Annotated in this window: 27 protein-coding genes, 1 pseudogene and 1 riboswitch; of the genes and pseudogenes, 11 read left to right on the top strand and 17 right to left on the bottom strand. The window is 61.4% G+C overall.

The features are described 5' to 3' along the window. Positions 1–220: 220 nt before the first annotated feature. From A9D60_RS07160 to A9D60_RS07140, 5 genes are all read right to left on the bottom strand, one after another. Complete coding sequence (locus A9D60_RS07160) at positions 221–1,216, bottom strand: ketoacyl-ACP synthase III family protein (RefSeq protein ID WP_065266933.1); 996 nt, start codon at positions 1,214–1,216, stop codon at positions 221–223. After that, entirely contained in the window at positions 1,213–2,520 is a 1,308-nt protein-coding gene (locus A9D60_RS07155; protein WP_083194126.1) for a trans-sulfuration enzyme family protein, read from the bottom strand. Before A9D60_RS07155 ends, A9D60_RS07160 begins: the two co-directional genes overlap by 4 nt. Positions 2,521–2,538: 18 nt before the next feature. Further along, entirely contained in the window at positions 2,539–3,876 is a 1,338-nt protein-coding gene (locus tag A9D60_RS07150; protein ID WP_065266932.1) for a SidA/IucD/PvdA family monooxygenase, read from the bottom strand. 75 nt (positions 3,877–3,951) lie between these two features. Beyond that, positions 3,952–5,223: a diaminobutyrate--2-oxoglutarate transaminase gene (gene ectB / locus A9D60_RS07145; protein ID WP_254656643.1), complete on the bottom strand. Its 1,272-nt coding sequence runs from the start codon at positions 5,221–5,223 to the stop codon at positions 3,952–3,954. 351 nt (positions 5,224–5,574) lie between these two features. Beyond that, positions 5,575–6,540 carry a GlxA family transcriptional regulator gene (locus A9D60_RS07140; RefSeq protein ID WP_065266960.1) on the bottom strand — a complete coding sequence of 322 codons (966 nt, stop codon included), beginning with the start codon at positions 6,538–6,540 and terminating at the stop codon, positions 5,575–5,577. 246 nt (positions 6,541–6,786) lie between these two features. Between A9D60_RS07140 and A9D60_RS07135 the strand changes: the two genes are divergently transcribed. Together A9D60_RS07135 and A9D60_RS07130 are read left to right on the top strand one after the other, a co-directional pair. Continuing rightward, the gene (locus tag A9D60_RS07135) at positions 6,787–7,983 is read left to right on the top strand and encodes an MFS transporter (protein WP_217492043.1); all 1,197 of its coding nucleotides are present in this window, start codon (positions 6,787–6,789) and stop codon (positions 7,981–7,983) included. Between the two features lie 17 nt (positions 7,984–8,000). Then, positions 8,001–8,396, top strand: coding sequence for a nuclear transport factor 2 family protein (locus A9D60_RS07130; protein WP_065266930.1), 396 nt, complete (start codon positions 8,001–8,003; stop codon positions 8,394–8,396). 46 nt (positions 8,397–8,442) lie between these two features. Here A9D60_RS07130 and A9D60_RS07125 read toward each other — a convergent pair whose 3' ends face one another. The 11 genes and pseudogenes from A9D60_RS07125 to A9D60_RS25450 all read right to left on the bottom strand — a co-directional run bounded on the left by A9D60_RS07125 (position 8,443) and on the right by A9D60_RS25450 (position 17,094). After that, positions 8,443–8,913, bottom strand: coding sequence for a GNAT family N-acetyltransferase (locus tag A9D60_RS07125; RefSeq protein ID WP_065266929.1), 471 nt, complete (start codon positions 8,911–8,913; stop codon positions 8,443–8,445). A gap of 38 nt (positions 8,914–8,951) precedes the next feature. Next, on the bottom strand, positions 8,952–10,007 hold the full coding sequence (locus A9D60_RS07120) for an FAD-dependent oxidoreductase (RefSeq protein ID WP_175392915.1): 1,056 nt from the start codon (positions 10,005–10,007) through the stop codon (positions 8,952–8,954). Further along, positions 9,991–10,338 (bottom strand): cupin domain-containing protein, encoded by a 348-nt coding sequence (locus A9D60_RS07115; RefSeq protein ID WP_217492042.1) that lies wholly within the window; start codon positions 10,336–10,338, stop codon positions 9,991–9,993. Before A9D60_RS07115 ends, A9D60_RS07120 begins: the two co-directional genes overlap by 17 nt. Next, complete coding sequence (locus A9D60_RS07110) at positions 10,335–11,402, bottom strand: ABC transporter substrate-binding protein (RefSeq protein WP_065266927.1); 1,068 nt, start codon at positions 11,400–11,402, stop codon at positions 10,335–10,337. Before A9D60_RS07110 ends, A9D60_RS07115 begins: the two co-directional genes overlap by 4 nt. 12 nt (positions 11,403–11,414) lie before the next feature. Next, entirely contained in the window at positions 11,415–12,101 is a 687-nt protein-coding gene (locus A9D60_RS07105) for a LysE family translocator (protein ID WP_065266926.1), read from the bottom strand. A 37-nt stretch (positions 12,102–12,138) separates the two neighbouring features. Further along, positions 12,139–12,699 (bottom strand): DUF3291 domain-containing protein, encoded by a 561-nt coding sequence (locus A9D60_RS07100; RefSeq protein WP_065266925.1) that lies wholly within the window; start codon positions 12,697–12,699, stop codon positions 12,139–12,141. Continuing rightward, positions 12,692–14,212, bottom strand: a complete 1,521-nt coding sequence (locus tag A9D60_RS07095; RefSeq protein ID WP_065266924.1) for a class I tRNA ligase family protein — start codon at positions 14,210–14,212, stop codon at positions 12,692–12,694. The genes A9D60_RS07100 and A9D60_RS07095 overlap by 8 nt, the downstream gene beginning before the upstream one ends. Beyond that, positions 14,212–14,643, bottom strand: a complete 432-nt coding sequence (locus A9D60_RS07090) for a cupin domain-containing protein (protein WP_175392914.1) — start codon at positions 14,641–14,643, stop codon at positions 14,212–14,214. The genes A9D60_RS07095 and A9D60_RS07090 overlap by 1 nt, the downstream gene beginning before the upstream one ends. A gap of 11 nt (positions 14,644–14,654) precedes the next feature. Then, positions 14,655–16,016 carry a lysine N(6)-hydroxylase/L-ornithine N(5)-oxygenase family protein gene (locus A9D60_RS07085; RefSeq protein WP_065266922.1) on the bottom strand — a complete coding sequence of 454 codons (1,362 nt, stop codon included), beginning with the start codon at positions 16,014–16,016 and terminating at the stop codon, positions 14,655–14,657. A 486-nt stretch (positions 16,017–16,502) separates the two neighbouring features. Continuing rightward, positions 16,503–16,910 (bottom strand): annotated as a pseudogene (locus tag A9D60_RS07080) (integrase core domain-containing protein); the annotation flags it as partial. Next, the gene (locus A9D60_RS25450) at positions 16,858–17,094 is read right to left on the bottom strand and encodes a recombinase family protein (RefSeq protein ID WP_441295056.1); all 237 of its coding nucleotides are present in this window, start codon (positions 17,092–17,094) and stop codon (positions 16,858–16,860) included. The gene A9D60_RS25450 and the pseudogene A9D60_RS07080, both read right to left, overlap by 53 nt. Positions 17,095–17,628: 534 nt before the next feature. Then, positions 17,629–17,820: riboswitch (cobalamin riboswitch) on the top strand. An 86-nt stretch (positions 17,821–17,906) separates the two neighbouring features. Here A9D60_RS25450 and nrdH point away from each other — a divergent pair. The 9 genes from nrdH (at position 17,907) to A9D60_RS07030 (ending at position 26,138) form a co-directional block, all read left to right on the top strand. Further along, positions 17,907–18,131, top strand: coding sequence for a glutaredoxin-like protein NrdH (gene nrdH / locus A9D60_RS07070; protein ID WP_065266920.1), 225 nt, complete (start codon positions 17,907–17,909; stop codon positions 18,129–18,131). A gap of 12 nt (positions 18,132–18,143) precedes the next feature. After that, the gene (gene nrdI / locus A9D60_RS07065) at positions 18,144–18,560 is read left to right on the top strand and encodes a class Ib ribonucleoside-diphosphate reductase assembly flavoprotein NrdI (RefSeq protein ID WP_065266957.1); all 417 of its coding nucleotides are present in this window, start codon (positions 18,144–18,146) and stop codon (positions 18,558–18,560) included. After that, positions 18,542–20,665: a class 1b ribonucleoside-diphosphate reductase subunit alpha gene (gene nrdE, locus A9D60_RS07060; RefSeq protein WP_065266919.1), complete on the top strand. Its 2,124-nt coding sequence runs from the start codon at positions 18,542–18,544 to the stop codon at positions 20,663–20,665. The genes nrdI and nrdE overlap by 19 nt, the downstream gene beginning before the upstream one ends. A gap of 13 nt (positions 20,666–20,678) precedes the next feature. Next, positions 20,679–21,650, top strand: coding sequence for a class 1b ribonucleoside-diphosphate reductase subunit beta (gene nrdF / locus A9D60_RS07055; protein ID WP_065266918.1), 972 nt, complete (start codon positions 20,679–20,681; stop codon positions 21,648–21,650). Between the two features lie 73 nt (positions 21,651–21,723). Beyond that, positions 21,724–22,596 carry a LysR family transcriptional regulator gene (locus tag A9D60_RS07050; protein ID WP_065266917.1) on the top strand — a complete coding sequence of 291 codons (873 nt, stop codon included), beginning with the start codon at positions 21,724–21,726 and terminating at the stop codon, positions 22,594–22,596. Positions 22,597–22,827: 231 nt separating this feature from the next. Next, positions 22,828–23,793, top strand: coding sequence for a DUF1852 domain-containing protein (locus tag A9D60_RS07045; RefSeq protein ID WP_065266916.1), 966 nt, complete (start codon positions 22,828–22,830; stop codon positions 23,791–23,793). A gap of 61 nt (positions 23,794–23,854) precedes the next feature. After that, on the top strand, positions 23,855–24,898 hold the full coding sequence (locus A9D60_RS07040) for a methionine synthase (protein ID WP_065266915.1): 1,044 nt from the start codon (positions 23,855–23,857) through the stop codon (positions 24,896–24,898). A 122-nt stretch (positions 24,899–25,020) separates the two neighbouring features. Further along, positions 25,021–25,524 carry a flavin reductase family protein gene (locus A9D60_RS07035; RefSeq protein WP_302621841.1) on the top strand — a complete coding sequence of 168 codons (504 nt, stop codon included), beginning with the start codon at positions 25,021–25,023 and terminating at the stop codon, positions 25,522–25,524. Positions 25,525–25,955: 431 nt separating this feature from the next. Beyond that, a complete protein-coding gene (locus A9D60_RS07030) occupies positions 25,956–26,138 on the top strand; it encodes a hypothetical protein (RefSeq protein ID WP_065266914.1) in 183 nt (60 codons plus the stop codon). Positions 26,139–26,173: 35 nt separating this feature from the next. Here the strand turns inward: A9D60_RS07030 and hisI are convergent, their stop codons facing one another. Further along, positions 26,174–26,647: a phosphoribosyl-AMP cyclohydrolase gene (gene hisI / locus A9D60_RS07025; RefSeq protein ID WP_065266913.1), complete on the bottom strand. Its 474-nt coding sequence runs from the start codon at positions 26,645–26,647 to the stop codon at positions 26,174–26,176. Positions 26,648–26,695 lie beyond the last annotated feature (48 nt).

Genomic DNA, 26,695 nt, shown 5'->3' with positions numbered 1-26,695 from the left:
GCCTGTGGTTGGAAGTTTTCTACCCACCACGCATCATGCCGTCAATATTTTTTCGGAAATATTTTTTCCGTTAAGTTTGACGTGGCCTGCTCAGCCCCTCCAAGTAGGTGAAGCCGACCAATCTGCATCGGCAAAAGCAGCGTCCTTAAGAACCAGACCCACGCTAGCAGGGCATCATGTTCCTCAAGCCACGTCGAGACCCGACTTCTTCAGCGGTCTGCTAGATTTTTTCCACGAGCATGCCGGCAAGTCCAAGACCGTTTCCAGCTCCAATCATCAGCACACGGTCATGCTTGCGAAGCGCTTGCCTCCGGTCGAGCTCCCATAGGCCCAGAAACTGGTCAGCGGTCCCCGTATGCCCGATGCTGCGGCCGAAGCCCCACAGATCCTGCCGCGCCAGATTCGCAAAGGCGCCTGCGTACAACTGGGCGCTCAATCCGGCGCCGACATTGGGATAGATCACATAGTCCGCCGGACGCGATTCAAGGTCTGCGCTGTCCAGCAGCCTGCGCCGTAACCGCTGCAAGGCCGGGATGAACAGCGCGTTGAACCCGTCCCGGCCATACGCCTCCAGATACGCTTTCTTGGCGGATTTGACATCGTGGTCACCCGGCCCCTCCGGCTCTGGCCTGGCGGCCCGGTACATCGGCTCAAGCGCCGGTTCCGACTCCAGTTCAAGGCTGATAATTCGGTAGGGACCAGGATCAGCACTCAGCCGCAACGCAAATGCCGCGTCGCCGTAGAGCGTCCCAAGATCCGAATTGAACCGGTCGAAAGCCGAACCCGAAAACCGGTCCGCGCCCAGAACCAGTTGGTCTCCCGGCAGCCCGGCCAGGATCAGATCATAGGCTAGGGAAACCGCGGTGAAGCCGCCATTGCACCCCTGGTTCAAGGACATGACACGGGTGCGGCTGTCCAGTTCCAGCGCCCGGTGCAGATAGCTTGCCGGCGGCCACAACAGCTTGTGGCCATGTCGGTGGATGCTGCAGAGGTACAGCGAATTGATGGCGCTTGCGTCCTCGGGCCGCAGCAGCGGCCGCGCAGCCCGCAGCGCCATCTCCGGCGGGCTCAGATGCTGTTCGATGCAGACTGAGGTGAACCCGTCCGTGGTCGCCCGGGCCGCATTATAGCGGCCCTGCGAGATGGCCTCCTCCACCGTGCAAACGGTGTCCGGCAGCCAGGCGCTCACGCCAGAGACATAAACGTCCGCTGTCATGCTGCCACCTTGAGAACTTGGTCCAGCGCCTGGGCGGCATCGGCAATGATGTCATCCTCATGCTCGCAGCCGACACTGAGACGCACCAGATCGCCGGGGATGCCGCCCAGTTTCTTTTCCGCCTCGCTGAGCTGCGAATGGGTCGAAATCGAGGGGATGGTTGCAGTGCTCTTGATGCGTCCCAGATCGTTTGCCCGCCAGAAGATCTGCAGCCCGTCAAGAAAGGCCCGGGCCGCCGGAATGCCACCGCGCATCCGCACCGACATCAGATAGCCAAAGCAGTTCTCCTGCCCGCCCGACTCCAATTCGCTGTCCACCAGCACCATGTCACGCCGGGCGATCTCATGGCCTGGCATGTCCGGCAGCCCGGGATAGAAGGTCTCTGCGACCGCCGGATGCGCCGCCAGCACCTCTGCCAGCCGCCGGGCTGAACGCCCCATGGTCTGCATCCGGCTGCGCAGGCTGCGCAGATCCGCAAGGCTTTGCAGCGCGTTGAACGGGCTGAGGATGACGCCGGTGTCGCGCTGCGGCCCGCGCTTGAGGTACCCGGCAAAGTCGTCGCGCATCTCCTGCCGCGGGTGCGGGCAGCAGATTTGGGGCCGCGACACCACGGCACCGGCAATGCTCAGGCCGCTCGCCGACATGGACTTGCTGACCGAATGCACCACGATATCGGCCCCCAGGACTAGCGGCCGCATCACCGCCGGGCTGGACAGGGTGGCATCCACCATCAGCGGCACGCCCTGGGCCGCGGTGATGCGCGCTAGCGCGGGGATGTCAGTCATCCGCAGCAGCGGGTTGCACGGCACCTCGCACAGCGCGAACCGGGTGTTGCCGTCAATCGCGCGCTCCCATTCGCCCAGATCCAGCGTGTCCTGGATCCAGCGCAGCTCAATCCCTCGGTCCTGCTGGAACCGTTCCCGGAACAGCATGAAGCTGCCGCCATAGCAGGCCGCGGGCAGCACAATGTTCACCCTGGGCCGGGCCGGATCATCTGCAACCAGCGCGGTGGCCGCCATGAACAGCGCCGCCATGCCAGAGGAGAACACCGTGGCGGTGGCGCTGAACCCGCCGCCATAGGCCTCAAGCGCCGCGATTGTGGTCTCCAGCTGGCGCACGGTCGGATTGTCGATCCGGGTGTAAACCCAGCCGTCCGCCTCCCCGCTCAGCGCCCGCCGCATGTGTTCGGAAGAGGCGAAATGCTGGGCAGGCGACAGATAGGCCGGCTCGCAGATCGCACCTTCGTTTGCCAGCGCCGACGGCTCGCAATAGCCGCCGCGCACCGCGATTGTATCAAAACGCATGTTGAAAGACCCTTCCGCCTATTGGGCCGCAACGCCGCTCGCCAGACCGGCATGGGAATCGTGATCCAACTGCAGCAGCGCGTTGGCGATGGTCTGCGCCCTGGGCGCCAGCAGCGATAGGGAACCCGCATCACCCATGCCGTGGGTCGCTTCGCACAACCCGTTCAGCACCAGTGCGCCGGCGCTGGCATATTTGGGCTGCAGCTGCGCGCGGTAGGAGCGGTCCACCTGAACGCAGCCTTCCTCGTCCAGCGCCAGCTGCGCCTGCACCCCTTCCAGAATGCCCGGCACCCGTACCGACCGGCTGTCGCTGCCGATATTGCGAAACCCGGTTGCCAGCACCACCCCGTCAAACACTTCGCTGCGGGTTTCGCCCGTCTCGCCGTCGCGGACTGTCAGACGGACCCCTTCGGCAGCCTCTTCGGCGGCAAGAATATCGGTCAGCCGGTTGATGGTGATCCGGTTCACCCCGTGCATCCGGTCATAGTACAGCTGGCGGTACAGCTCCTCGAGCACATCCATGTCGCAGGCGCCGTAATTGGTGCGGTAGACATCCCGGTCGATCCGCCCCTTCAGCTCCTTACCGGCCTCAAAATACATTTCGGTGAAGGACGGGAAGTAGATCTCGCTCATGAACGGATTGGTGTCCTTCAGCGGGAAGGCAAAGCGGCGTATGAAGCTGTGCAGTTCCAGGCGCGGCTCATGTTTGGACAGATGCAACAGAATTTCCACCGCGCTTTGGCTGCTGCCGACAACAGCGAACTTCCGGGCGCCCTTGTTCAGCAGCGCCTTATGCGCGCTGTTGTAGCGGCTGAGGTGGAACACCCGCCCAGAGGCAGTCAGCTTGTCAAAGGCAGGCGGGATATAGGGCTCCCGGCCGGTGCCCACCACGACATGGCGGGCAAAGACGGGGTCGCCCGATTGCATGTCGATCCGGTAGACATGCTGGTGCGCCTCGTCCAGCATGGTGATCCGCTCCACCCCGCATCCGGTCTGCAAATTGCCGGACAGCTGCTCCGCAACCCAGCCGACATAGGCGGCAAAGTCCGGCCGCATCGGCATCAGCAGATCCATGTTCAGATGGCTCAGCAGCTTTCCGGTGCTGTGCAGGTAATTCATGAACGTGTATTTGCTGCGCGGCGACCGCAGAGTGGCTAGATCCCGGTGCGGGATGTTCTGAATATTCGAATGAATATCCAGCGCGTTTTCAAACAGCATTTCCTGCTGCCAGACCGGATTGTGCGACTTATCCAGGAACACTGCATTCGGATACAGGCCTTCTTCGTCAAACAGCGCTGCCAGGGCGATATTTGCAGGGCCAAAGCCGATACCGGCGACATCAAAAGTTTTTGCCATTTCAGGACTCATTTCTGTCTGGGCAAAGCAGGTCCGCCCTGCCTTACGTTGAAAAAGATCAAAAAAATAAAGGGGTTATGCCGGTTCCAGCTCCGGCACATGAGGCTGAGCGGTACAATCCCTATCCCCCAGCACCGCACTCAGCGCCTGCCGGACGATCGCAAACCCTTCGTCCAATTGTTCCGTTCTGAGCGTCAGTGGCGGCAGGAACTTCAGCACTTCGTCATGCGGCCCGCAGCGTTCGATAATCAGGCCCCGGCGGACGCAATCCGCCTGCACGGGCGCCGCCTGGCTGCCATCGGCGAATTCCAGTCCCATCATCATGCCGCGCCCTTTGACACGCAGGCCAAAACAGTCCGCCAGCTGTGCGCAGTGGCGCTGCATCGCTGCGCAGCGGTCCGCCAGGGCCAGTGCGAACTCAGGATCAGCCCAGAAATGCTCCAGCGCGGCAGCAGCGGTTACAAAGGCGTGGCTGTTGCCGCGGAAGGTGCCGTTGTGCTCGCCCGGCTCCCAGCAATCCAGTTCCGGCTTCAGCAGCAGCAGCGACATCGGCAGCCCGTAGCCGGACAGCGCCTTGGCCAGGCAGACTATATCCGGAACGATGCCCAGCGGCTCGAACGAGAAGAAGGTGCCTGTCCTGCCGCATCCCGCCTGGATGTCATCCACAATCAGCAGCGCCCCGTGCTTGCGCGCAATCTCCTGCAGGCGCCGGACCCAGGTTGCGGATGCGGTTTGCAGACCGCCCTCGCCCTGCACCAGCTCCACCACAAAGGCCGCAGGCGCATCAATGCCGCTGCTTGGGTCGTCCAGCAGCCGGTCAATATAATCCGCGGTGTCCAGCCCGTTACCAAGATAGCCTTCATAGGGCATCCGGCTCACCTGCTGCAGCAAGGCCGCCGAACCGGAGCGGTGATGGCTGCTTCCGGTCAGCGACAGCGCCCCCAGCGAACAGCCATGAAACCCGTTGGTAAAACTGATGACATTGCTGCGCCCGGTCGCCTTGCGGGCCAGCTTGATTGCCGCCTCCACACAGTTTGCCCCGGTCGGGCCAGGAAACTGCACCAGATAATTCAGCCCGCGCGGCGTCAGGACAATGCGCTCAAACCGCTCAAGGAACACCGACCGCGCGGTAGAGTTCAAATCAAGCGACATGCACAACCCGTCACGGGCCACATAATCCATCAGCGCAGCCTTGAGCACCGGGTGATTATGCCCGTAATTCAGAGACCCGCAGCCTGCGAGAAAATCCAGATGCCTGCCGCCGGTTTCGTCGAACATCTCAGCGCCTACCGCCCGGTCAAATGTACTCCCGAACGCCCTGTTGTAGCTGCGCACATTTGATTCCATTACCCTGTTTCCGATCATTTCCCCTGCACTCCAAAATTGCAAAAACGTGATAAACTCTCCGTTTTCCTAGGCAGGAGCTTTTGGGAATTCCGGCCAAGTTCACGATAGTTCAAGACACTTTTGGCAGATTCATTGACCAGTTAATCAACTAAGGGATTAGCACCTTTCGCGGCAGGGAAAGGGAATCTCCCAGCCCGCGGGCAGCAGGTCTCCTGTATTGGCCGATTTGGCGGTAACTTTGGCCGCCATTGCCTTCCGGGCGCGTTAGCTTTGGAAATGATCCCCCAGGCCGCCCTCACAGGCAGTCCAATTCCGGACCAACTTGTGGCAGCGTGACAGCTGCCGCATTTTTCAGCCGGAGTCAGCGTCCGCCTCGTCCTTTTGAACCGCCTTCATGCACTGGCGCATGACATCAACCGATGAAAAGCCCGCCAGCGCTGCGATCCGCTTCTGGCTGTAATCGGTATTCTTCAAGTAAAACGCCGCCCGCGCGGCTCTGATTTCCCGTACCATCGCCGCCGGGGTCTTGCCCAGGGCGGACTTGAACTTCCGCGTGAAGCTGCGGGTGCTCATGTTGCAGCGTTCCGCCATGCGGTTCACGTCATGATTGGCGGCCGGGTTGGTGCGGATGTACATGACCAGCTCGTTGAGCTTTTCCTCAAGTGTCGGCACATTGCGCAGGAACTCCGAGATCTGCTCCAGATGACCCGGCCGCGCTAGGTAAAGAACAAGGTTCCGGGCCACTTGCTGGGCAATGTCCGGTCCAAAATCCTCTGCGACAACGGCCAGCGCCATATCAATCCCAGTGGCCACCCCAGCCGAGGTCCATATGTTGTCCTCAGTGTGGTAAATCACGTCGGTCAGGACGGTAATTCCGGGAAACAGGCGCCGGAAGTTGCCGATTTCGGCCCAATGCGTCGTGCATTTGCGGTTGTCCAGGATACCCGCCTCCGCCAGCACAAAGGCTCCGGTGCATATGGACATGATGCGGATCTTCTCGCCGTTGGCGCGCTGAACCAGTCGCCGCAAGGCCGGATCCCGCATCGCCTGCGGCGTGCCCTTGCTGCCGCCCGGGATCAGCAGCGTGTCCACCCCTTGCAGATCCTCGGCTTCGACGCTGCCATGCGCCTGGATCGCGATACAGCCATTGGTGGCAACCGGCCCGCCACCCGGCGAGATCAGCGAGACATCATACCCCAGCTCCGGCGGCAGCAGCTTGTTTGTGCCTTCAAAAACCGTCACCGGGCCGGAAATATCCAGCACCTGGGAATCGGAAAACATGACCACTTTGATCTTCCTGCGTTCCTGAGCCGCCATCCGCATGCCCCCCTTTCGGCTTGCCTTTGGTCCCGCATAGCAAATTGTGACGTCGCGTAACGTCTCTTTTGCGGCGCCGTAGCACAACTTTACCATCAGTAGAGAGGATTTTTCCAAACTTTCCACAGGTTGCAGGGCTCCGCTGGCGCCGGCCGTCCGCGGTCTGGCCGGAATCACCGTGCCGTTGACATAAAATCCGGTGCCTGAAGCTGTATCCCCTCTGCATGTAAACCTTTGGACGGACCCATGCTGCTGATCAAAAGCCCAAATTTCCTGCTCGTGCTTCTTGGCGCGACAGTTCTGACGATTCCGATGCCGATGCTCATCATTCTTGGCGGGCTGGCAGGCCTGCAGCTGTCGCCGGGCGAAGGCCTGGCCACGCTGCCCGTGTCAGTCCAGCTGCTGGCCGGGCTGTTCACCGCAACGCCAATGTCCATGCTGATGGGCGCGCGCGGACGCAAGGCCGGGTTCCTGCTGGCCGCGCTGTTTGCGGTGCTGGGCGGGGCGCTTGCGGCCTACAGCCTAATCAACGGGCTGTTTGTGCTGCTGTGCCTTGCCCATGCGCTGCTTGGCGCTGCAGTTGTCAGCTTCGGGCTGTTCCGCTTTGCCGCGGCAGAGCTGGTTGACGCCCCGCACCAGGCCAAGGCGATCTCCCTCACGCTTGGCTCCGGGCTGGTCGCCGCACTGCTGGCGCCCGAGGTTTTCCGCCTGTTCAAGGATGCGCTGGCCCCGGTCCCGCTGGCGGGCGCCTATCTGGCGGTCTCCGCCATCGCCCTGGCCGGCATACTGCCAATTGCGGCCGCCCGCTTCGCACCACCGCAGACCAAGGCCGCCAAGGACACCTCCCCCGGCAGGACCGCGCCGCTCTGGCACCGCCCGCGGCTGCTGTGGGCGATGCTGTGCGGGGTCGGCAGCTTTGCCGGCATGATGCTGCTGATGACGCCCACCCCGCTGGCGATGGTCGGCTGCGGATTCAGCGACGTTCAGGCCGGCGATGTCATCCGCTGGCACGTGGTCGCCATGTTTGCCCCCAGCTTCTTCACCGGCTCCTTGATTACGCGCTTTGGCGCCAATGCCATCGTCGTCACCGGCGCTGTCCTGCTGGCCCTGTCCGGCCTGACCGCCCTTGCCGGGATTGAACTGGTCCATTTCTACGTGTCCCTGATCCTGCTGGGGCTGGGATGGAACTTCGGGTTCGTCGGCGCAACGACGCTGCTGAACTCTGAGCTTCTGGACAGCGAAAAATCCCTGTTCCAGGGCATCAACGACACCGGCATCGCGCTTGGCGCGGCGCTCGCCTCCTTCAGCTCCGGCCTGATGATCGCTTCCGTTGGCTGGGCGATGATCGCAGCGGTTCTGCTGGGCTTCGCAGCCGTGGTTGCCTTCTCCAGCTTCAAGCAGCGCCAGGCGGTGTCAAACACCTCGACTCTCGTGCAACACTAAACTCACAGGACTTTGCCATGGCTTTGGATGCCACCCATGCCCCTGCCGGGCTTACCCAGGCTGTTACCCGGTATTTCGACGCGCTCTACTATTGCGACACAGACCTGCTGCAGCGGGTCTTTCACCCCGCTGCCAGCCTATTCGACGCCGATGACGGCCGTATCTTTGCTGACCCAATCAGCTGCTACAGCGACACCATTCTGCGCCGGTCTCCGCCCGCCTCCCTGAACGCCCCGCGCGAGGACGAAGTCCTGTTCGTGGATATGCTGTCAGACGCCGCCGCAACCGTGAAAGTGCGGGTCAGGATCCACAACAACCGGTTCTCCGACCACCTGATGTTTGCTCATGACGGCTCCGAATGGCGGATCGTCGCCAAGCTATGGCACCTGGATGAGGTCGCCGCAGACAGCTGACGCACAGGCGGAACCGGGCCCCGCGCACCCGGTTCCGTTCACCCTTTTACGGGCGCTGATACTTGATGAAGGGCGTTTCCACGCCAATGCGGTCATACAGCTGCCGGGCCTGGCTGTTGAAATGCTGCGTCATCCAGTAGACGCCGCTGGCACCGGCCTCATCCGCCGCCGCGTAAACCCCCTCGATGAGCCGCCGGCCAAGCCCCTGCCCCCGCGCTTGCGGGTCCACATAGAGATCCTGCAGATAACAGACTGGCGATGGTTTCCAGCAATGGGCGTGATACAGGAAATGCACCAGCCCTGCGAGCGGCTGCGGCCCCTCCCCGCCTCCCGCGGATGCCAGCACCAGCGCCGACGGCTCCCAGGCTGCCCCCGACATCAGTCGCGCAAAGGTCCCGTCGTAGATATCCTCGCCCAGCACGGTCCCGTAAAACGCCAGATAGCCGGTCCAAAGCCGCGCCCATTCCGCTCTGTCGCCTTCCCGCAGCGGGCGCAGTTCCAGATCTTTTGCAGTCATGTCTTCTGTTCCTTTTGTGTTTCCTGGTCCTGCCCGCTTCAAACCGCCGCAAGCACGGCCTCGCAGGCGGCCTGCCCCGCCAGCGGTGCGGTCTTGAAGCCGCCGCCGGAGTCCGAGATTATCACTGTGCAAAGCCCACGCTGCTGAACCATGCCGGGAAACGGGCACCGGGCCCAGACGTTTGATGCAACCCGCCCCTTCAGCAGCGCCCGGTAAGCCGGATCGGCACAGCTATAGGCGGCAGCCATCGTGGCTCGGACCGCATCATCGGGCAGCACCGGCTCATCAGCGCTGTGTGTCAGCAGGCCGCAACCGAACTTGGAGTCATGCTTGCCAAGCGCCGGCATCCCCCACAAGTCCTGCCCCAGGAACCTCGTCCAGGCCGTTCGCGGGCGTTTGGCTTCCGGCAGCTCTGCCTCGGGCAGGTAGACAACGTAACTGCGGCGGGGGCTGAACTGCGCGAGGATCTCCCCTGCCCCGGCAATCTGCGCCAGTTCCCGCGCCTTCCAGCCCAAAGCGCAGACGATCCCGTCGAAACGCTGCGGTGCCCTGCCCGCGATCTCCGCTCTGCCGGATGCGGTGTCCAGGCCGCGCAGCGGAGCCCTTGGCAGGAACGCAACACCGCGGCGCTTCAAACCGACACACAGCGCCATCAGGATCTTTTCTGCCAGCAGCACCCCGTACTCTGCATAGGAAACCGTCCCGGGCATCTCCGCCGCACCTGCCAGCATGGCATCGGCCCGGGCCGGCGGCAGCCGCTGTGGCGGCGGCCCGGGGAGCGGGCCAACGGCCTCCGGCGCGGCCACAAGCACCCCCGTCTGCACAAATCCGTTGCAGCCCAAATCCTGCAGCAGTGCGCGCCAAAGCGGCAGGGCTTGCTCTGCCGCTGCCGCCTCCTGCGGACGCCCGGCAGGCGGCCAGGGATGGATCAGCCGGTGCGCCCCATGCGACGCGCTGCCGGGATTGGGCACCGGCCCGGCCTCGCAGACCGTCACCCGTGCCCCGGCCCGGGTCAGGCAATAGGCAGCCATCAGCCCGTTTATGCCCGCCCCGGCAACCAGAATATGCGGTGGGCTGTCAGCCAAGCTGCTCACCGCCTTCCGGCCCGTAGAAGATCACCCAGGTTTCCAGGCTGCTGCCAAAATCGAGGAACCGGTGCTCCATGCCCGCCGGAACAAACAGGAAATCGCCCGCCTCAAAGGGCACGGTGTCCTCCCCCATCTGGAACCGGCCGGAGCCGCGGATCACCACATAGCATTCGTCCCGGCTGTGCGGCTGCTGCAGGTCTTCGTTCTGCGGCACATAAAGCTCGACCTGCAGTTCGCCGCGCAGCAGCCCGATATGAAACCGCTCGCCGCCCGCGCCCGGAATGCTGTTGCGCATTTCGGCGGGCCGCAGCCGCACCGCATCTGTTGCATGGCTCATGCCACCCTCCTCAATTCCCAGGAAAACCCCTCGGCCCGCCCGCAATCATCAAAGATCAGCGGGCCATACACTGTCTGCCAACTCTGCCCCTGCAGGCTGTGAAGCATCTGCGCAGGCGTCCGGCAGCCCCGCTGCAGCCCCCGAAGCGCCAGATAGACCGCCATCCAGGCGGTCAGAAAGTAAGGCCCGGGCTGCCGCCCCAGCAGCCGGGCGGCATCACGCTCGATACTGTCCACCGAAAACCCCAGAAGGCAGGCCTGCTGCCGGGGCCTGTGCAGCGCCGCAACAAAAACCGGGCACCCCAGCCGCGCCGCCTGCCGCCGGACCGCAACCGCATTCAGGCTGTCATCAGACAGGTATACGGCTGAGGGCAAAGCCTGTCCGGACAGGGCCGCCAGGGCCTCAGCCGCGTATTCCTTGGACCCTAGCAGCACCAGCGGGTTTCCCGCGACCTGACCGGCGGGCACCCCGGCAATGCCGCTGTATCCGGACAGCGGACACGGCTGCGCCGCCTGCAAGGCGTTCAGCAAACCCGCACCGGCATTGCCGGGCTGACCCAGCGCCACCGCCTGCCCCGCCCCCCTCAGCGCGCTGCACAGCACAGCGATCTGGCCGCTGTCCCGGGCAAAGGCCTGAAACACCGGCGCGCGCGCGCCCTGCGCCAAATCATCGGCAGAGGAACCCGGGGCAAAAAACGGCACCTCATGCGCGCCATAGCACTGTGCCGCCCGCCGCGCGACCGGCGAGGAGAAATGGCCAATGGCTGCATCCGGGCGCAGCCCGTCGGCAAACATTCCCTCCAAAGTCCGGGCGCATATCCCGGGATCGCGCTGATCATCCAGCACCACCGCCCGCACACCGCACCGCCGCCCCAGGTTCAGGCACCAGGCTGCCAGCAGGTCCTCGAAGTTCTCCCCGTCGCTCTCTGCCAGCAGCACGCAAGCGCCGCCGCTGTCAGAAGTGCTGTTCTGCCGGTCCAGGAACCACTCCGGCAAGACGGGAACCGGGCGGCGGGCTGCGGTCGGCAGGATCAGCTGCGGGCGGTGGCCGGAGAATTCGCTCATGGCTTTTCGCTCCTATAGATACGTGCCGGCCTGCAGCAGGATCCGCATCCCGATCAGCAGCAGCACCAGGCCAAGAAGGCAGTCGATGGAAAAGCTGACCCGCTCATACAGGCCGCGGAACCTGGGCCGGGCCAGGATCAGGATCACCAGACCGTACCACAGGATCTCGATCACAAAGCTCGCGGCCAGCACCGCGCCTTTGGTGGCCAGGCTGGTCCGCGCGATCAGCGGCGCATAAAGGCCGATGAAGAACACGATGCCCTTCGGGTTGAGCAGATTGACCAAGAGTCCCTTGTTCAGCGCCGAAACCAGGCTTTCCCCTGCGGGTGCAGCCTCTGGCACCGTCTCCAGCTGCTCTGCCGCCACCGGCCCGGCGTGGCCTGCTGGCTGCAGCTGCGCGCGCTCCCGCAGGGCCGAGACGATTGCGCTCAGCCCCAGGTACCCCATGAACCCGCCGCCCGCGACCGACACCATGAAACCGAACACCGGGTAAGCCACAATCAGCGACCCGACGCCGAACATGGTGATCGAGGCATTGATCGTTGCGCCCGCCGCCAGACCGAATGTCACCGCAAAGGCCAGCGGCACCGTGTGCCGCAGGCTGTAGCGGGTGATCAGGACGAAATTAGGTCCCGGGCTGATGACGATCATCACGTAAACCGCGATGACCGCAGCAAAGGTTTCAAGATCGAAGGTCATGCTGCCTCATCCTGTCTGCGTCATCCTGCGTGCCCGCTCAGGCAGGCTCCAGCTCCAGCCTGGCATTCGGCCGACAGGGCCTGCCCTGCGGGTCAAAGGCCGACTTGAAGGTAAAGGCATGCGGGGTTGGCCCCTGGTCGTGCAGGTGCTCCAGCCGGGCGCAGGCCTCCGGCCAGACGGGCTGATGCGCGGCCGGGATCCACCAGGCCGCAAAAATCGGCCAGTCCTGCTGCCCGAACCACTCTGCGGATTGCTTCAGCGCAGCCCGGTGGCGGGCACCGCGATAGGCAAAGGTCCAGACCGAATGCAGGTCGCGCCAGACCGACAGCGTCTGCGCCTGGTAGGAGCTGCCGCTGGAGGTGCCGCCGGGATAGAAGCGCGGCACCGCAAACGGCCCCCAGCACCCCCAGTCCTTCTGGTAGTTGGTCATCCAGGCAATTTCCTCCACCGGCTTGGCGCGGGCGATGAAGCCATCGCTGCTTTCCGCTTCGGCAAAGGTGTCCGGCGTCCGGTCGTCAAATTCCTGCACCGCGGGATCGCCATAAGGCGCCTTGAGCACGGAAAAGGTCATGAAGGCAAGGTGCATCTGCTCAGGCATCGGCCAGCTCCTCTGCCGGGGCCCCGGCGCCGCCTGCCGTGTCCAGCCCGGCCAGCTGCGCCGGGATGCGCCCGGCCTCCAGCACCCGCTGCAGGCTGCTGGCAAGGGACGGCATCAGCGGTGCGGCGGCGCGCGCCCAGGCACCCAGCATCTGCATCACGCMGTCCCTGCCCGCCCCCGGCGCCGCCTGGACGCTCTCAATGGCGCCCAGCCCTTTCAGCACGTCCTCGGCAGCCTGCCGCAGGTTGAACCGCTCCAGCGACAGGCTAGCAGCCACGCGCGCTTCCATCGCCGCCGCCGCACGCACGGCCGTATCCGGCAGCCCGGCACTGCCGCCAGCGGAGTCTGCTGCCGCTGCTATGCGGCTGTAAGGGGCCAGCAGCCTGCGCTCAACAACCTCTTGCATGTCCTGAGCATTGAAATTCCCCTGCTCGAACCCCGGCGCCGAAAGCGCGGTGTAAAAGCGCACCAGGTCCGCCGGATAGGCGGCGGCAATGTCGCGCGCCCAGATCAGATGCCCGCGGCTGGTGGAGAATTTCGCGTTTTCCAGGTTGTAGAACTCATTGATCACCGTGGCATGTGGCAGGAACTGCTCCATGCCCGTAGCATGCAGAAGGGCCACATGCACGATCGCGTAGAAATAGGAGTTGTCGTAGCCAAAGAAATTGACAATCTTCGGCGCCCCGCCAGCGGCGGCCGCCTGTTTGTAGCCATGCACAAAGTTCAGCGCCAGTTCCGGCCAGGCATTGACGACCTGCCCTGGCAGATCCGGGTGCCCGGCGCTGATCCCCCAGCTGCCCGGCACAGTCACCGGAAAGTCCGGCAGCGGCCCGGCTAGCGCGTCATCAACCAGCCAGCGGTACTTTGGCCGGATCGCGGTGCCGAAGTTGTGGAAGCGCCGCAAAGCATCGCGCCAGGCTTCCAGTTCCAGCACCAGCACCTCGGCGTGGCGGACCTCAACCCGGGCGGCGGGATCGTTGGTGGACCGCGGGTTCAGCAGCGTGTCCGCCTGGGTCGGAAACCCGCAGGCCTCGCAGATGCCGCATTTGCAGTCATCCAGGCAGCGCGGGCACAGCCCGCTGGCGCCGGCTTCGTCCAAGAACTGATCTTGATCCGGCAAATACAAGAACGGAAAAGATTTTTTCTTCAGCACACCCTGCTCATACAGCCGCAGCAGCGTGTCCCGCACAAAGCCGTCCGAGGCCGGGCCCGGCTCAAAGTAGTTGTCGACCTGGCAGCCGTAGATCTCTAGCGTGTCCAGAATGTCGCGGGTCCAGCCGGAGGCCAGTTCCGCCGGATCGCGGTTCTGCTTTTCGGCGGTTGCCCGCACATAGGACTGATTGGTGTCGCTGAAGGACAGCACATGCACGCTCTGGCCGCCCGCCTGAGCCGCCTTGGCAAAGATGTCTGCGGCCAGAAATGGCCCCGCCATATGGCCCACATGCAGCCCCCCGTTCGGGGTCGGCGGCGGCAGGGTGACGATGAAATCGGGGGTGACAGAAGCGGGTTTCATCACAGGGCCTCTTCAAGCTCAGCCGCACAATAGGTTTCAAAGCTGCGCCCCTTGCCATCCCAATAAAGATCAACAAAAACAAAGGATTCAGAGTTCGGATTGCGCAGCTTGTGCATCCAGAAGCGGGGGATATAGACTACGTCGCCAACGGACAGCTGCGTTAACTGGCCTTCGATCTCCAAATCCGCCTGGCCCGCGGTCACGATGAAGCACTCCTCCTCGTCGTGGCGGTGGGCATCGACGTCCTCCTGCGGCCGGATGGTCACCAGGATGGCACCGAATTCCGTCAGCGGGCGCTTGCTGTTCACATGCCCCGGCCAGGGCAGCAGCCGCCGCAGGTCGGCGTTGTACTCGCGCGTTGCCACCGCGCTTTCGCCGCGGCGCACCAGGGTTTCGATGTCAAAGGTCTCTCTGTCTTTCAATGCAAACATAATCTGCCTCATCATGCGGGTTGGACCGTCCGCGCGGGGGTGTCCTGCCCTGCGCCGGTGGAAATGTTCCGCGGCCGGAGCGGCACTCCGGCAATCGACCCGGCCAGCTCTGCCGAGCGGACTGACAGCAGGCTGAAGGAGCCGGCATCGCCAAAGCCGTGGCTGGTTTCCGAAACCCCGTTCAGGAAGACCGGCGCCCGGGTCAGGCCCGGCTTGGTCAGCAGCCGGTAATCCCGCGCCTGGGCAATCGCGCCATCCGCGCGGAACCGGGCCTCACCGGCAATGCCGGCCAGCAGCGGGTGAAAGGGCTCGCCCTCCGGCGCGCTGCCGTGGTTAAGGAATCCCGTTGCCAGAATGACCGCATCAAATTCCGCCCGGGTTTCGCTGCGATCCATCCGGTCCAGCAGTGTCAGCTCAAAGCCCCCTGCCCCGTCCAGCGGCGTGATATCCAGCGTGGTCTTGTTGTCCAGCAGCACGATCTGCGAGCGCCCGGTGACCCGTTGCTCATACATGCGGAACTGCAGCGCCGCGATCACGTCATGGTCGGCGGCGCCATAGTTGCTGCGCCACAGCTCCCGCCGCATGCTGTTCTGTGCCTCCTCAGGCGCATCGTAGAAACGGCCGACAAACTCAGGCTCATACACCCGTTCGGTGAACGGGCTGAGGTCCTTTTGCTTGTAGCCAAAGGACCGGCAGATGCCGGTGATCTGCGCCTGCGGGAAGTGGCCCGGAAGATCCAGCAGCATTTCCACCGCACTTTGGCTGGCGCCGATCACGGCAATGCGCCGGATAACGCCCTCGTCCTGCCAGCGGGCCACAGCGGATCGGTACTGCGCCGCATGCACCATCCGCCCTCCCATATGCGCGGCAAAGGGCGCCGGGACATGGATCGACCGGCCCGGTGCAAAGCTCACGCTGCGAGCAAGGAACACTTGCCCGCTCTCCAGCTCGATCCGCACTGCCGGAAGCCCCCCTGCCACGGTGTATTTCAGGCAGCGCACTGCCGAGCTGTAACGCACCGCACTGTCGAACTGACGTGCCACCCACACGCAATAACGAGCGTATTCGGTTCGCGGCGGATAAGGCGCTTCGAGGTTAAGGAACTCGAACAGGCGCCCCTGTGCCTTCAGATAGCTGAGGAACCCGTAAGGGGAGGCCGGGTTGCGCGGGGTTACAAAATCACGCAGCGGGTTGTGCTGGATGTCGCTGCCATCGATCAGGAATTCCCCCTGCCAGTCCGGTGCTGCCGCTTTCTCAAGAAACAGCACATTGTCTAGCTCCCCTGCTTCCTCAAGCGCGATTGCCAGCGCGATGTTTGAGGGGCCGAAACCAATGCCGATACACCGGTAGATATGCGGGCTGTCTTCACACACGTCCGTGCTCCGTCTGTTATAGTTTGGAGGGCAAGGCTAGGCGCGGGTGCCAGATGCATGCCTCGCTGCGGTGATGCACAAGCCGCCGGAAGATTAAGCGCCAAAAAAACCAGGAATTGAGCCAAACGCCTCTCCGTCACTGCCTCCAGGTGTGTTAGCGGTGGTGCGAAAGTCAGCCACGGAGGCAGCGGGATGATCCTGCTGCGAGCGACAAAAAAAAGCCAACCAGTTTTAGCCCTTACTGGTCTCAAGGAGGGGGAACGTTTTTAACGTGGAACTTACCAGGCTGCTGAAAACCTCCCCACACACCCGTCAACGCCAAAACGGCGTCTACGGTGGCTCTCACGTTGAGATGAAGGATGCAGCCCGCAACAACCATGGGTCAGCCCGACGAGACAAGCAGGGTAAGAACCTTTCCGTTGTCAGATGATTTGGAACATGAGGGCCTGATCTGGAACGGAGGGCCTGGCTCGTCGTGGTTTCAGTCTATGCCGCGGTCTGGCGATGCAGCAAGCGGCACTTCACGATGGTCTTGGCTTTGATTTCCTTTCGTCGTTTGAGGATGGTTTCGGCGTTGCCGAGATAGACGTTGGCGGGTGCGATGTTGCCCAGGCTCTCGTGGTAGCGGTGGTGGTTGTAGTGGCCGATGAAGGCGGCCACTGCTTCTTCGAGTGCCCCGGGCAGGTAGTAGTTCTCGAGCAGGATACGGTTCTTCAGGGTCTGGTGCCAGCGCTCGATCTTGCTCTGTGTCTGAGGGTGGCAGGGTGCGCCACGGACGTGATCCATGCCCTCGTCAGCAAGCCAGTCAGCCAGTTCCCCGGAGATGTAGCTGCTGCCATTATCACTCAGCAGCCGTGGCTGATAGGCGACCGTAGCCTGATCGCAGCCTGAGGCGATCCAGTTTCCAGATCACCAGAGAATTACCCGGCTGAAGCGCTTTCATGCAGGCATAAAGTCCTGGTCGATGGTCTTTTCGTCCGGATGCCTTGTCTTCATAGATGCGCTCGGCATCGACACCGGCTTCAATCAGCGCATCGCGTTGCAAATCAAGGAGCTGGCTCCCATCCGCCTTCGACACCCGTACATATCAGATGAGCATGGCAACTCGCCCCGCCAGAATAGACAAGATGCACGATGCAACCTCATTATGATTTCCGCAACGGTTTTTCTGGTGATGTTCGCGTGGACGTTTGACCGTCGCCGGGACTACAAGAAAAACGTCCGTTTACCTTATGATTTCTAAACCGAAAAGTGATTGTCAGCCGCATCGGAATTGCACGCGTCGCGCGGCCAATTCAACGAAAGAGCCCATCCTAAGCATTCAACTTTCTCGCAGGGTGCGCAGGCAACACAAGCGCAGCTGCAAGCGTATTGCTAATCGCGCCGCCCCGCAGCCGAACAAACTGCCGTTCGTTCGGCGTGCAAAATTCGAAAGCGTCTAACTCCGAGGTTCGCTGAGGCAAAACAAAATGATCGCAAGTGTAAGCCCTCAGCCGAATTGCGTCTGTGCAATCTGCGGTCCAGGCTTGGCAGGCTTAGGAAGGGCCCTGTCGCCGCCCCGAAAAAGCCGCGGCTTCGAAAGCTATATATTGACATTGCACCCCTCCAAACACCAATATCGTGTAGATTCGGTTCTTCCGATTCCCGTCGGAAGCTAAGAGGGAAGCCGGTGGAAATCCGGCACTGCCCCCGCAACTGTAAGCGGTGAGCTAGGCTAACTACGCCACTGAAAGCGAGCTTTCGGGAAGGCCGGCCCAAGCATTGATCCGCGAGTCAGGAGACCTGCCGCAGCGCGAATGATGATGACCGCGAACGGAGGGTTCGGGGGCGCGCTTTGGGCGGTATCCGTCCATTGCGTCCTCGGCTTTGAACAAGAGAGACAGAGGACAAATGAGCATTATCGTGTATTCCAAACCCGCCTGCGTGCAATGCACCGCCACCACCCGTGCCTTGGATGCCAAAGGCGTCAGCTATGACGTGGTGGATCTGACCCAGGACAATGCAGCTCTCACTCATGTAACCGAGCTGGGCTACCGCCAGGCTCCGGTGGTTGTCGCCGGTGCCGACCACTGGTCCGGCTTTCGCCCCGATATGATCGCCCGTCTGGCGTCGTAAGTGTCCGGCGGGCTGCCGGGGCTCGTCTACTTCTCTTCGAAATCGGGAAACACGCAGCGTTTCGTGACACGACTAAGCGTGGATGCATTGCGCATTCCTGTTGAAGAGGGCGCAGGGCTTCCCGTGCCGGACAAGCCATTCGTTCTGATCTGCCCGACCTATGCCGATGGCGAAGGCCGGGGCGCAGTGCCGAAACAGGTGATCCACTTCCTGAATGACCCGGCCCGCCGCACCCGGCTGGCCGGGGTAATCGGAACCGGCAACCGCAACTTTGGTGCGACCTATGCCCTGGCCGGCCGCATCATCTCGCAAAAATGCAAGGTGCCGCTGCTCTATACCTTCGAGCTGGCCGGCACCGAAACAGATATTGCCCGTGTACGGGCTGGGCTGAAAATCCTGGGGAGAAAGACATGCTCGACAGTTCCTTGAATGAACTGGACTACCACGCGCTGAACGCGATGCTGAACCTGTATGATGCAGACGGCAACATCCGCTTTGACGCCGACCGCATGGCGGCGCGCCAGTATTTTCTGCAGCATGTGAACCAGAATACTGTCTTCTTCCACTCGCTGGATGAAAAGCTCGGCTATCTTGTGGCCGAAGAGTATTATGAAGAAGCGGTTCTGGATCAGTACACCAAGAACTTCATGCGCGAAATCTGGGACGCGGCCTACACCAGGAAGTTCCGCTTCCCCACCTTCCTGGGCGCCTTCAAATACTACACCTCCTACACGCTCAAGACCCGCGACGGGCAGCGCTACCTGGAACGCTACGAGGACCGCGTGGTGATGACCGCCCTGGCGCTGGCCCGCGGCGACGAGGCCCTGGCCATGTCGTTCATGGAGGAAATTCTCGAGGGCCGGTTCCAGCCCGCCACCCCCACCTTTCTCAATGCCGGCAAGCAGTCGCGCGGCGAGCTGATTTCCTGCTTCCTGCTGCGGCTGGAAGACAACATGGAAAGCATCGGCCGCGGCATCAACTCCGCTCTGCAGCTGTCCAAACGCGGCGGCGGCGTGGCGCTGCTTCTGACCAACATCCGGGAACACGGCGCGCCGATCAAAGGCATTGAAAACCAGTCCTCGGGCGTCATTCCGGTGATGAAGCTGCTGGAGGACAGTTTCTCCTACGCCAACCAGCTGGGTGCGCGGCAGGGGGCAGGTGCGGTCTACCTGAACGCGCACCATCCCGACATTATGCGGTTCCTTGACACCAAGCGCGAGAACGCCGACGAGAAAATCCGCATCAAGACCCTCTCCTTGGGCGTGGTGATCCCCGACATCACCTTTGAGCTCGCCAAGAAAAACGCCGACATGTATCTGTTCTCGCCGCATGACGTCGAGAAGATCTACGGCGTGCCGTTCTCGGAAATCCCGGTCACCGAAAAATACGCCGAGATGGTGGACGACAAGCGCATCCGCAAGTCCAAGGTCAACGCGCGCGAGTTCTTCCAGACCATTGCCGAGATCCAGTTCGAATCCGGCTACCCTTACGTGATGTTCGAGGACACGGTGAACCGGATGAACCCGATCGACGGGCGCATCAACATGTCGAACCTCTGCTCTGAGATCCTGCAGGTGAACGAGGCATCTGAGTTCAACGACGATTTGAGCTACAGCCATCTGGGCACCGACATCTCCTGCAACCTCGGCTCGCTTAACATCGCCAGGACCATGGACGGCAAGGATCTTGGCCGCACCGTCGGCGCTGCCATCCGGGCGCTGACTGCGGTGTCGGAAATGTCGGCCATCAACTCGGTGCCGTCCGTGCGCCGCGGCAATGACGAAAGCCACGCCATCGGCCAGGGCCAGATGAACCTGCACGGCTTCCTGGCCCGTGAGCATATTCACTATGGCAGTCCTGAGGGTGTCGAATTCACCTCGGTCTACTTCGCCGCCGTGGCCTACCACGCGATCCGCACCTCCTGCGATCTGGCGCAGGAGCGCAAGGCCACCTTCAAAGGCTTTGAGGCGTCAGGCTATGCCTCCGGCACGTTCTTTGACAAATACACTGACCGCGACTGGTTGCCGGAAAGCGAGCGCGTGCAGGCGCTGTGTGACGGCATCTCCCTGCCCACCCGCGACGACTGGGCGGCGCTGAAGGCCGACGTGATGAAGCATGGGCTGTTCAACCGCAACCTACAGGCGGTGCCGCCGACCGGCTCGATCTCCTACATTAACAACTCGACCTCCTCGATCCACCCGATCGTCTCCAAGATCGAGATCCGCAAGGAAGGCAAGATCGGCCGCGTCTACTACCCGGCCGCTTTCATGAACAACGAGAACCTGGAATACTACCGCGATGCCTATGAAATCGGCCCCGAGGCGCTGATCGACACCTATGCGGCGGCCACCGAACATGTGGACCAGGGCCTGTCGCTGACCCTGTTCTTCCCGGCAGAGGCCACCACCCGCGACATCAACCGCGCCCAGATCTACGCCTGGAAAAAAGGCATCAAGACCATCTACTACGTGCGGCTACGCCAGGAGGCCCTGGAGGGCACCGAGGTTCAGGGCTGCGTATCCTGCACGCTGTGAGCGGAGAAAGACGATGAAAGACATGACCGCAACCCGCATCCCGCGCGCCATCAACTGGAACCGGCTGGAGGACGACAAGGACCTGGAGGTCTGGAACCGCCTGACGGTGAACTTCTGGCTGCCCGAGAAGGTCCCGTTGTCCAATGACATCCAAAGCTGGGCCACCCTGACCGGTCACGAAAAGCAGCTGACCATCCGCGTCTTCACCGGGCTGACCCTGCTGGACACCATCCAGAACACGGTCGGCGCGCCGGCGCTGATGCCCGATGCCATCACCCCGCACGAAGAGGCGGTGCTGACCAATATCGCCTTCATGGAAGCGGTGCATGCGCGCAGCTATTCCTCGATCTTCTCGACGCTCTGCTCGACCAGGGAAATCGACGAGGCTTTCCGCTGGTCGGAGGAAAATCCGCATTTGCAGGCCAAAGCCAAGGCGGTCCTGGACACCTATGTGCCGGGTAACGACCCGCTGAAGCGCAAAATTGCCTCAGTGTTTCTGGAAAGCTTCCTGTTCTACTCGGGCTTTTACCTGCCGATGTACTGGTCCAGCCGCGCCAAGCTGACCAACACCGCCGACCTCATTCGCCTGATCATCCGCGACGAGGCTGTCCATGGTTATTACATCGGCTACAAATTCCAGCGCGGCTATGAAAAGCTGAGCGAGGCCGAACAGGCAGAGCTGAAAGACTATGCCTTCGGCCTGATGTTTGAGCTTTACGGCATCGAAAACCAGTACACCGAAGAGCTGTATGACGAAATCGGCCTGACCGAGGACGTGAAAGTCTTCCTGCATTACAATGCCAACAAGGCGCTGCAAAACCTCGGGTTTGAAGCGCTGTTCCCCCCCGAAGTGTCCGAGGTGAACCCGGCCATCCTCGCCGCCCTCAGCCCCGACAGCGAAAACCACGACTTCTTCTCCGGCTCCGGTTCCTCCTATGTGATCGGCAAGGCGGTCGCAACCGAGGACGAAGATTGGGATTTCTGATCCCGCGTTCTGTATGGGCTGCTCCAGGTCACACCTGCATAGCACAGCGGTTGATGGCCAGGTTTCACGCGCAATGATCGACATCCAGCCTCTGGCCATCCTGCGCGAGATCGAGCGGACCGGCAGCCTGACACTGGCGGCGGACAAACTATGTCTCAGTCAATCGGCGGTCAGCCATGCGATCCGCCGATTTGAAGAACGCTACGAGGTGAAACTCTGGGAGCGCGAGGGCCGCAAACTGCGCCTGACGCCTGCGGGGGACTATCTTCTGGGGGTGGCTCTGCGGGTCCTACCGCAGCTGGAACACGGTGCTGCGGTGCTCGAAGATTATGCGCGTGGGCGACGGGGCGCGATCAGGGTGGGGATGGAATGCCACCCCTGTCAGGATTGGCTGATGCGAGTAGTGGACCCGTTTCTGGCGGATTGGCCCGATGTCGAGCTTGATGTCACCTCCGCCTTCCAATTCGGCGGTCTGGCGGCGCTTCTGGGTCATGAGATCGACATCCTTGTCACTCCCGACCCGATCGAACGCCCGGGACTCGAATACAAGCCGGTTTTTGATTATGAGCTGGTTTTGGCGGTGGCCGAGACCCATCCGCTGGCACAAAAACAACGGGTCGTGCCAGTGGATCTGACAGGCGAGACCCTGATTACTTATCCCGTCACCCGGGAGCGGCTGGATATCTTTACTCGCTTCCTCGTCCCGGCCCAGGCCCTGCCGCGCCGTCATCGCACGGTCGAGACGACCGATCTGATGCTGCGTCTGGTGGCCTCGGGGCGTGCCGTCAGTGCCACGCCTGATTGGCTGCTGTGCGGGGTTAAAGGAGTGAAGGGCGTGCGGATCGGTGAGGGCATAGCCAAGTCCATCCACCTCGGCTACCGCGCTGGTCCAGCACCAAATTACATGGACGGTTTCATCCGTTTGGCCCAGTCCGTGCAAGCCTGAGTAACCCTTGACGTATGCAGGCAATCATTGCCGACGCACACAATAGCGGCCGCGGTGGGGACCTCCCTGAATTCGGATCAGACAGCACAGACATGACATCCTGTCATGGAACCCTCAAAAGATGTCATTTTTTCTCATGGCAAGGCTGCGTCATACAGCTCCTGAGCCTTTCAGCGCCCTGTGGCCTACGGTTTGACGATACATTTTGGTTTGCCAGGACAGCAAAATATGATGACTGACAATTTTACTTTCACGATTAAAAGCATCCGTTTCGACGAGAACTACACGCCCGCTCGCAACACCAGGCTCACAACCAATTTCGCCAATCTTGCGCGCGGAGAAAGCCGATTGGAGAACCTGCGCAACGCGCTGCGGATGATCGACAATCGCTGCAACGATCTGGCCTCATGGGACAATCCCGCCCGCGACCGATACACAGTGGAACTAGACATCATTTCCGTCGAGATAGATATCGAAGGCCGGGGCGAGAGTTTTCCTGCGATCGAAGTTCTGAAACCCACGATCCTTGATCAAAGCAGCGGCCAGCGCATCGAAGGGATCGTCGGCAACAACTTCTCCTCCTATCTGCGCGATTATGATTTCAGCATTGTCCTGCCGGAACACAACAAGGAAGGCACGGGGTTCAGCATCCCCGGCAATTTTGGCGACCTGCATGGCAAGATCTTTCAATGCTTCGTCATCTCGGAAMCCTACAAGGCGCATTTCCGCAAACCGCCGGTGATCTGTCTCAGCGTGTCCGACAACAAGACCTATCATCGCACAGTCAACAAACACCCGGTGCTCGGTACCGAATTCACGCCGAACGACTCCTCATTGACCGAATTGTATTTTCACAAAATGGGGATGGATGTCCGCTATTTCATGCCGCGGGGCTGCGCCGCGCCGTTGGCCTTTTACTTCGTCGGCGATCTGCTGAACGACTACACAAACCTCGAACTGATCGGGACGATCAGCACGATGGAGACCTTTCAGCGGATCTACCGACCCGAGATCTACAACGCGAATTCTGCCGCAGGCCAATGTTTCAAACCAAGCTTGACACATCAGGATCATTCGCTGACCCGGGTTGTCTATGACCGCGAAGAACGCAGCCAACTGGCCGCCGAGCAGGGCAAATTTGCCAAGGACCATTTCATCAAACCCTATCGCACCCTTCTCGACGCATGGAGCGCGTAATACGCCGCTCAATAAAAACGTTGAACCAAGGCAAACTACACACAGCATAAGGTCCCCTCACATGATGAAACTTCTCCCCACCTCCACTGCCGGCAGCCTGCCGAAACCCTCCTGGCTGTCCGAACCGGAAAAACTCTGGTCCCCCTGGAAACTGGAGAATGATGCCCTGGTCGAGGGCAAGCAGGATGCGATGCGGGTGACGCTGGCCGAGCAACAGCGCGCGGGCATCGATATCGTCAGCGATGGCGAACAGACCCGTCAGCATTTTGTCACAACCTTCATCGAACACCTGAGCGGTGTCGATTTCGAAAAACGCGAGACGGTTCGGATCCGAGACCGCTATGATGCCAGCGTTCCAACTGTGGCGGGCACGGTGTCCCGCGAAAAGCCAGTCTTTGTCGAGGACGCGAAATTCCTCCGCGGGCAGACCAATGCACCGATCAAATGGGCGCTGCCTGGGCCGATGACCATGATCGACACACTGTATGACGCCCACTACAAGAGCCGCGAAAAACTCGCCTGGGAATTCGCCACTATCCTCAATCAAGAAGCGCGTGAACTGGAGGCTGCCGGGGTCGACATCATCCAGTTTGATGAGCCTGCCTTCAACGTCTTCTTTGATGAGGTGAATGACTGGGGCATTGCCACGCTGGAGCGGGCCATCGAGGGGCTTAAATGCAAAACCGCTGTTCATATTTGCTATGGCTATGGCATCAAGGCCAATACCGACTGGAAGAAAACGCTGGGCTCCGAATGGCGCCAGTATGAAGAGACCTTCCCCAAGCTCCAGAAATCCAACATCGATTTGATTTCTCTGGAATGTCACAACTCCCACGTTCCAATCGATCTTATCGAACTCATTCGCGGCAAAAATGTGATGGTCGGGGCCATTGACGTGGCAAGCAATGCCATCGAAACGCCAGAAGAAGTCGCCGCAACTCTACGCAAAGCACTGCAATTCGTGGATGCAGATAAGCTCTATCCCTGCACCAACTGTGGCATGGCACCGCTGTCGCGCACCGTAGCGCGTGGCAAGCTTGACGCATTGAGTGCCGGGGCCGAGATCGTTCGCAAGGAGCTCGCAGCACAGAAAACCGCCGCATAAACCGCTGCCGGGTTGCGGGATATAGGATGCCCGCAAACCGGCCTAATGAATTCTGTTACCTGTCCGCTGATATGGCACGGCCGACAGGATCTACGCTATTGCCACGATCAGATAGGATCCCTGTGTCTTATACGGCCACTGTTCCCGCTATCGATCCACGTGCCTTTCGCGAATGCTGCGGCAGCTTTGCCACGGGCGTGACTGTCATCACAACCCACACCTCTGAGGGCGATCATGGCATGACGGTGAGCGCTTTCATGTCGGTCTCTCTTGATCCCCCTTTGATCGCAGTTTCACTCGACCGTCGCGCGAAGATGTTGCCTCGGCTGAAAGTCTCGCGTCGGTTTGCGGTGAACATTCTGTCACAAGGCATGAAAGCTCACGCCTTGCATTTTGCAGGGCGCTCAGACGAACGCCTGATGGATCTATTCCTGTCCAGCCAAGGTCTGCCTGTCTTGCGAGGCGCCGCTGCGGTGATCACCGCGGATCTTATGCAACAGGTCGAGGCGGGGGATCATGTCCTTTTTCTAGGCCATGTCCGTCATCTGATCCGTGACTCGGCCGCCACGCCTCTCCTGTTCCATGCAGGACAGTTTAACAGTCTGGCCACCCGCCCAGACGATTGAGACTTTCTGAAACCGGCATACACATCAATGCTGCCTTGCAGTGCAAGCATGGGGCGTCGATCAGTCACCAAATTTCTGCGCAATATCATCACACCGATGCTGGGGCCGCTCAAACTTGCAGTTCATGCTCCACGCTACGGACGACCGCTCATGTGGTCCATCGTCTCATCCCAACGATCCCAGTCTCAGCGATGTGAGCCTGTCTCAATTATTCTGAGCCCGGTCGCAACTAATATGATCCCAAATCGACTTACAGTCTCAAATAATCTGAGCCGAAATCGTGGATAATCTCGCGCTCAAACCCAGATAATCTTAAGCCACTACATCTAAGGGCTGTCGCGAAGCTGGTTTTCGATGCCGCTTGTATTCCGCTCAAAAATTCCGGTTCCTCGTCTGCACGGCCTTGCCGACAGGTCAGCAGGTCGGATCGCATGAACGGGCAGATGAATGGTGAAACCCCGCCGGACCAAATCCGGGCCCAGGATGGTGATTTGAGTGGCTGGTCCCGGGCAGTCAGGATCGTCGCAGTCGATTTCGACAACGGTAATCAGGGCAAGCTGCCCGGCACCGGCCATTTCACGCACCATGCGCTTTACGCGCTGGATATGCCATAGCGTGGCAGCCTTCCCTTTGATTTGAGCGGCAAAGCTCACAGCTGCGTCGGGTTCGGCGCATCGCCGTAAGCGGCCACCGGATCAAAACTCTTCTGATCTTCCATGAAGACAAGCGGGGCGCCTGCTTCGCTTCCGGTTGGAACTGAACGGTAAAAGCAAGAGCGGTAGCCCACATGGCAGGAGGCACCTGAGCCTGCGACCGCCACACGCAGCCAGACGGCGTCCTGGTCGTCATCAATGCGCGCTTCGATAACTTGCTGGATCAGGCCGGATGTTGCGCCCTTGTGCCAGAGCGTCTGCCGGGCACGGCTGAAATAATGCGCCTCGCCGGTTTCAAGCGTCAGCTGCAGGGCCTCGGCAGTCATCCAGCCCAGCATCAGAACTTCGCCGCTGTCGGCATCTGTGGCGATACAGGGCATGAGTCCGTCGGGGCCGAACTTGGGCGCAAGTACATTGCCCTCTTCGACTTCCTCAACCGATTGGCGGGCGGCGAAACGAATTTTGTTCACTTGGATACCTTGTAGTTTGATATGTTATATCATAACAATCACGATCAA

This window comes from Leisingera sp. JC1 (assembly GCF_001679925.1).
In the GTDB taxonomy this organism is placed as follows: domain Bacteria; phylum Pseudomonadota; class Alphaproteobacteria; order Rhodobacterales; family Rhodobacteraceae; genus Leisingera.
The sequence above is the reverse complement of the archived record's forward strand: the minus strand, read 5'-3'. Positions and strand labels throughout refer to the sequence as shown.

Coding starts and splice junctions, on each gene's coding strand:
- A9D60_RS07160 (WP_065266933.1), bottom strand. CDS start 1,216: ATGACAGCGGACGTTTATGTCTCTGGCGTGAGCGCCTGGCTGCCGGAC.
- A9D60_RS07155 (WP_083194126.1), bottom strand. CDS start 2,520: ATGCGTTTTGATACAATCGCGGTGCGCGGCGGCTATTGCGAGCCGTCG.
- A9D60_RS07150 (WP_065266932.1), bottom strand. CDS start 3,876: ATGGCAAAAACTTTTGATGTCGCCGGTATCGGCTTTGGCCCTGCAAAT.
- ectB (WP_254656643.1), bottom strand. CDS start 5,223: ATGGAATCAAATGTGCGCAGCTACAACAGGGCGTTCGGGAGTACATTT.
- A9D60_RS07140 (WP_065266960.1), bottom strand. CDS start 6,540: ATGGCGGCTCAGGAACGCAGGAAGATCAAAGTGGTCATGTTTTCCGAT.
- A9D60_RS07135 (WP_217492043.1), top strand. CDS start 6,787: ATGCTGCTGATCAAAAGCCCAAATTTCCTGCTCGTGCTTCTTGGCGCG.
- A9D60_RS07130 (WP_065266930.1), top strand. CDS start 8,001: ATGGCTTTGGATGCCACCCATGCCCCTGCCGGGCTTACCCAGGCTGTT.
- A9D60_RS07125 (WP_065266929.1), bottom strand. CDS start 8,913: ATGACTGCAAAAGATCTGGAACTGCGCCCGCTGCGGGAAGGCGACAGA.
- A9D60_RS07115 (WP_217492042.1), bottom strand. CDS start 10,338: ATGAGCCATGCAACAGATGCGGTGCGGCTGCGGCCCGCCGAAATGCGC.
- A9D60_RS07110 (WP_065266927.1), bottom strand. CDS start 11,402: ATGAGCGAATTCTCCGGCCACCGCCCGCAGCTGATCCTGCCGACCGCA.
- A9D60_RS07105 (WP_065266926.1), bottom strand. CDS start 12,101: ATGACCTTCGATCTTGAAACCTTTGCTGCGGTCATCGCGGTTTACGTG.
- A9D60_RS07100 (WP_065266925.1), bottom strand. CDS start 12,699: ATGCCTGAGCAGATGCACCTTGCCTTCATGACCTTTTCCGTGCTCAAG.
- A9D60_RS07090 (WP_175392914.1), bottom strand. CDS start 14,643: ATGTTTGCATTGAAAGACAGAGAGACCTTTGACATCGAAACCCTGGTG.
- nrdH (WP_065266920.1), top strand. CDS start 17,907: ATGAGCATTATCGTGTATTCCAAACCCGCCTGCGTGCAATGCACCGCC.
- nrdE (WP_065266919.1), top strand. CDS start 18,542: ATGCTCGACAGTTCCTTGAATGAACTGGACTACCACGCGCTGAACGCG.
- nrdF (WP_065266918.1), top strand. CDS start 20,679: ATGAAAGACATGACCGCAACCCGCATCCCGCGCGCCATCAACTGGAAC.
- A9D60_RS07050 (WP_065266917.1), top strand. CDS start 21,724: ATGATCGACATCCAGCCTCTGGCCATCCTGCGCGAGATCGAGCGGACC.
- A9D60_RS07040 (WP_065266915.1), top strand. CDS start 23,855: ATGATGAAACTTCTCCCCACCTCCACTGCCGGCAGCCTGCCGAAACCC.
- A9D60_RS07030 (WP_065266914.1), top strand. CDS start 25,956: ATGAACGGGCAGATGAATGGTGAAACCCCGCCGGACCAAATCCGGGCC.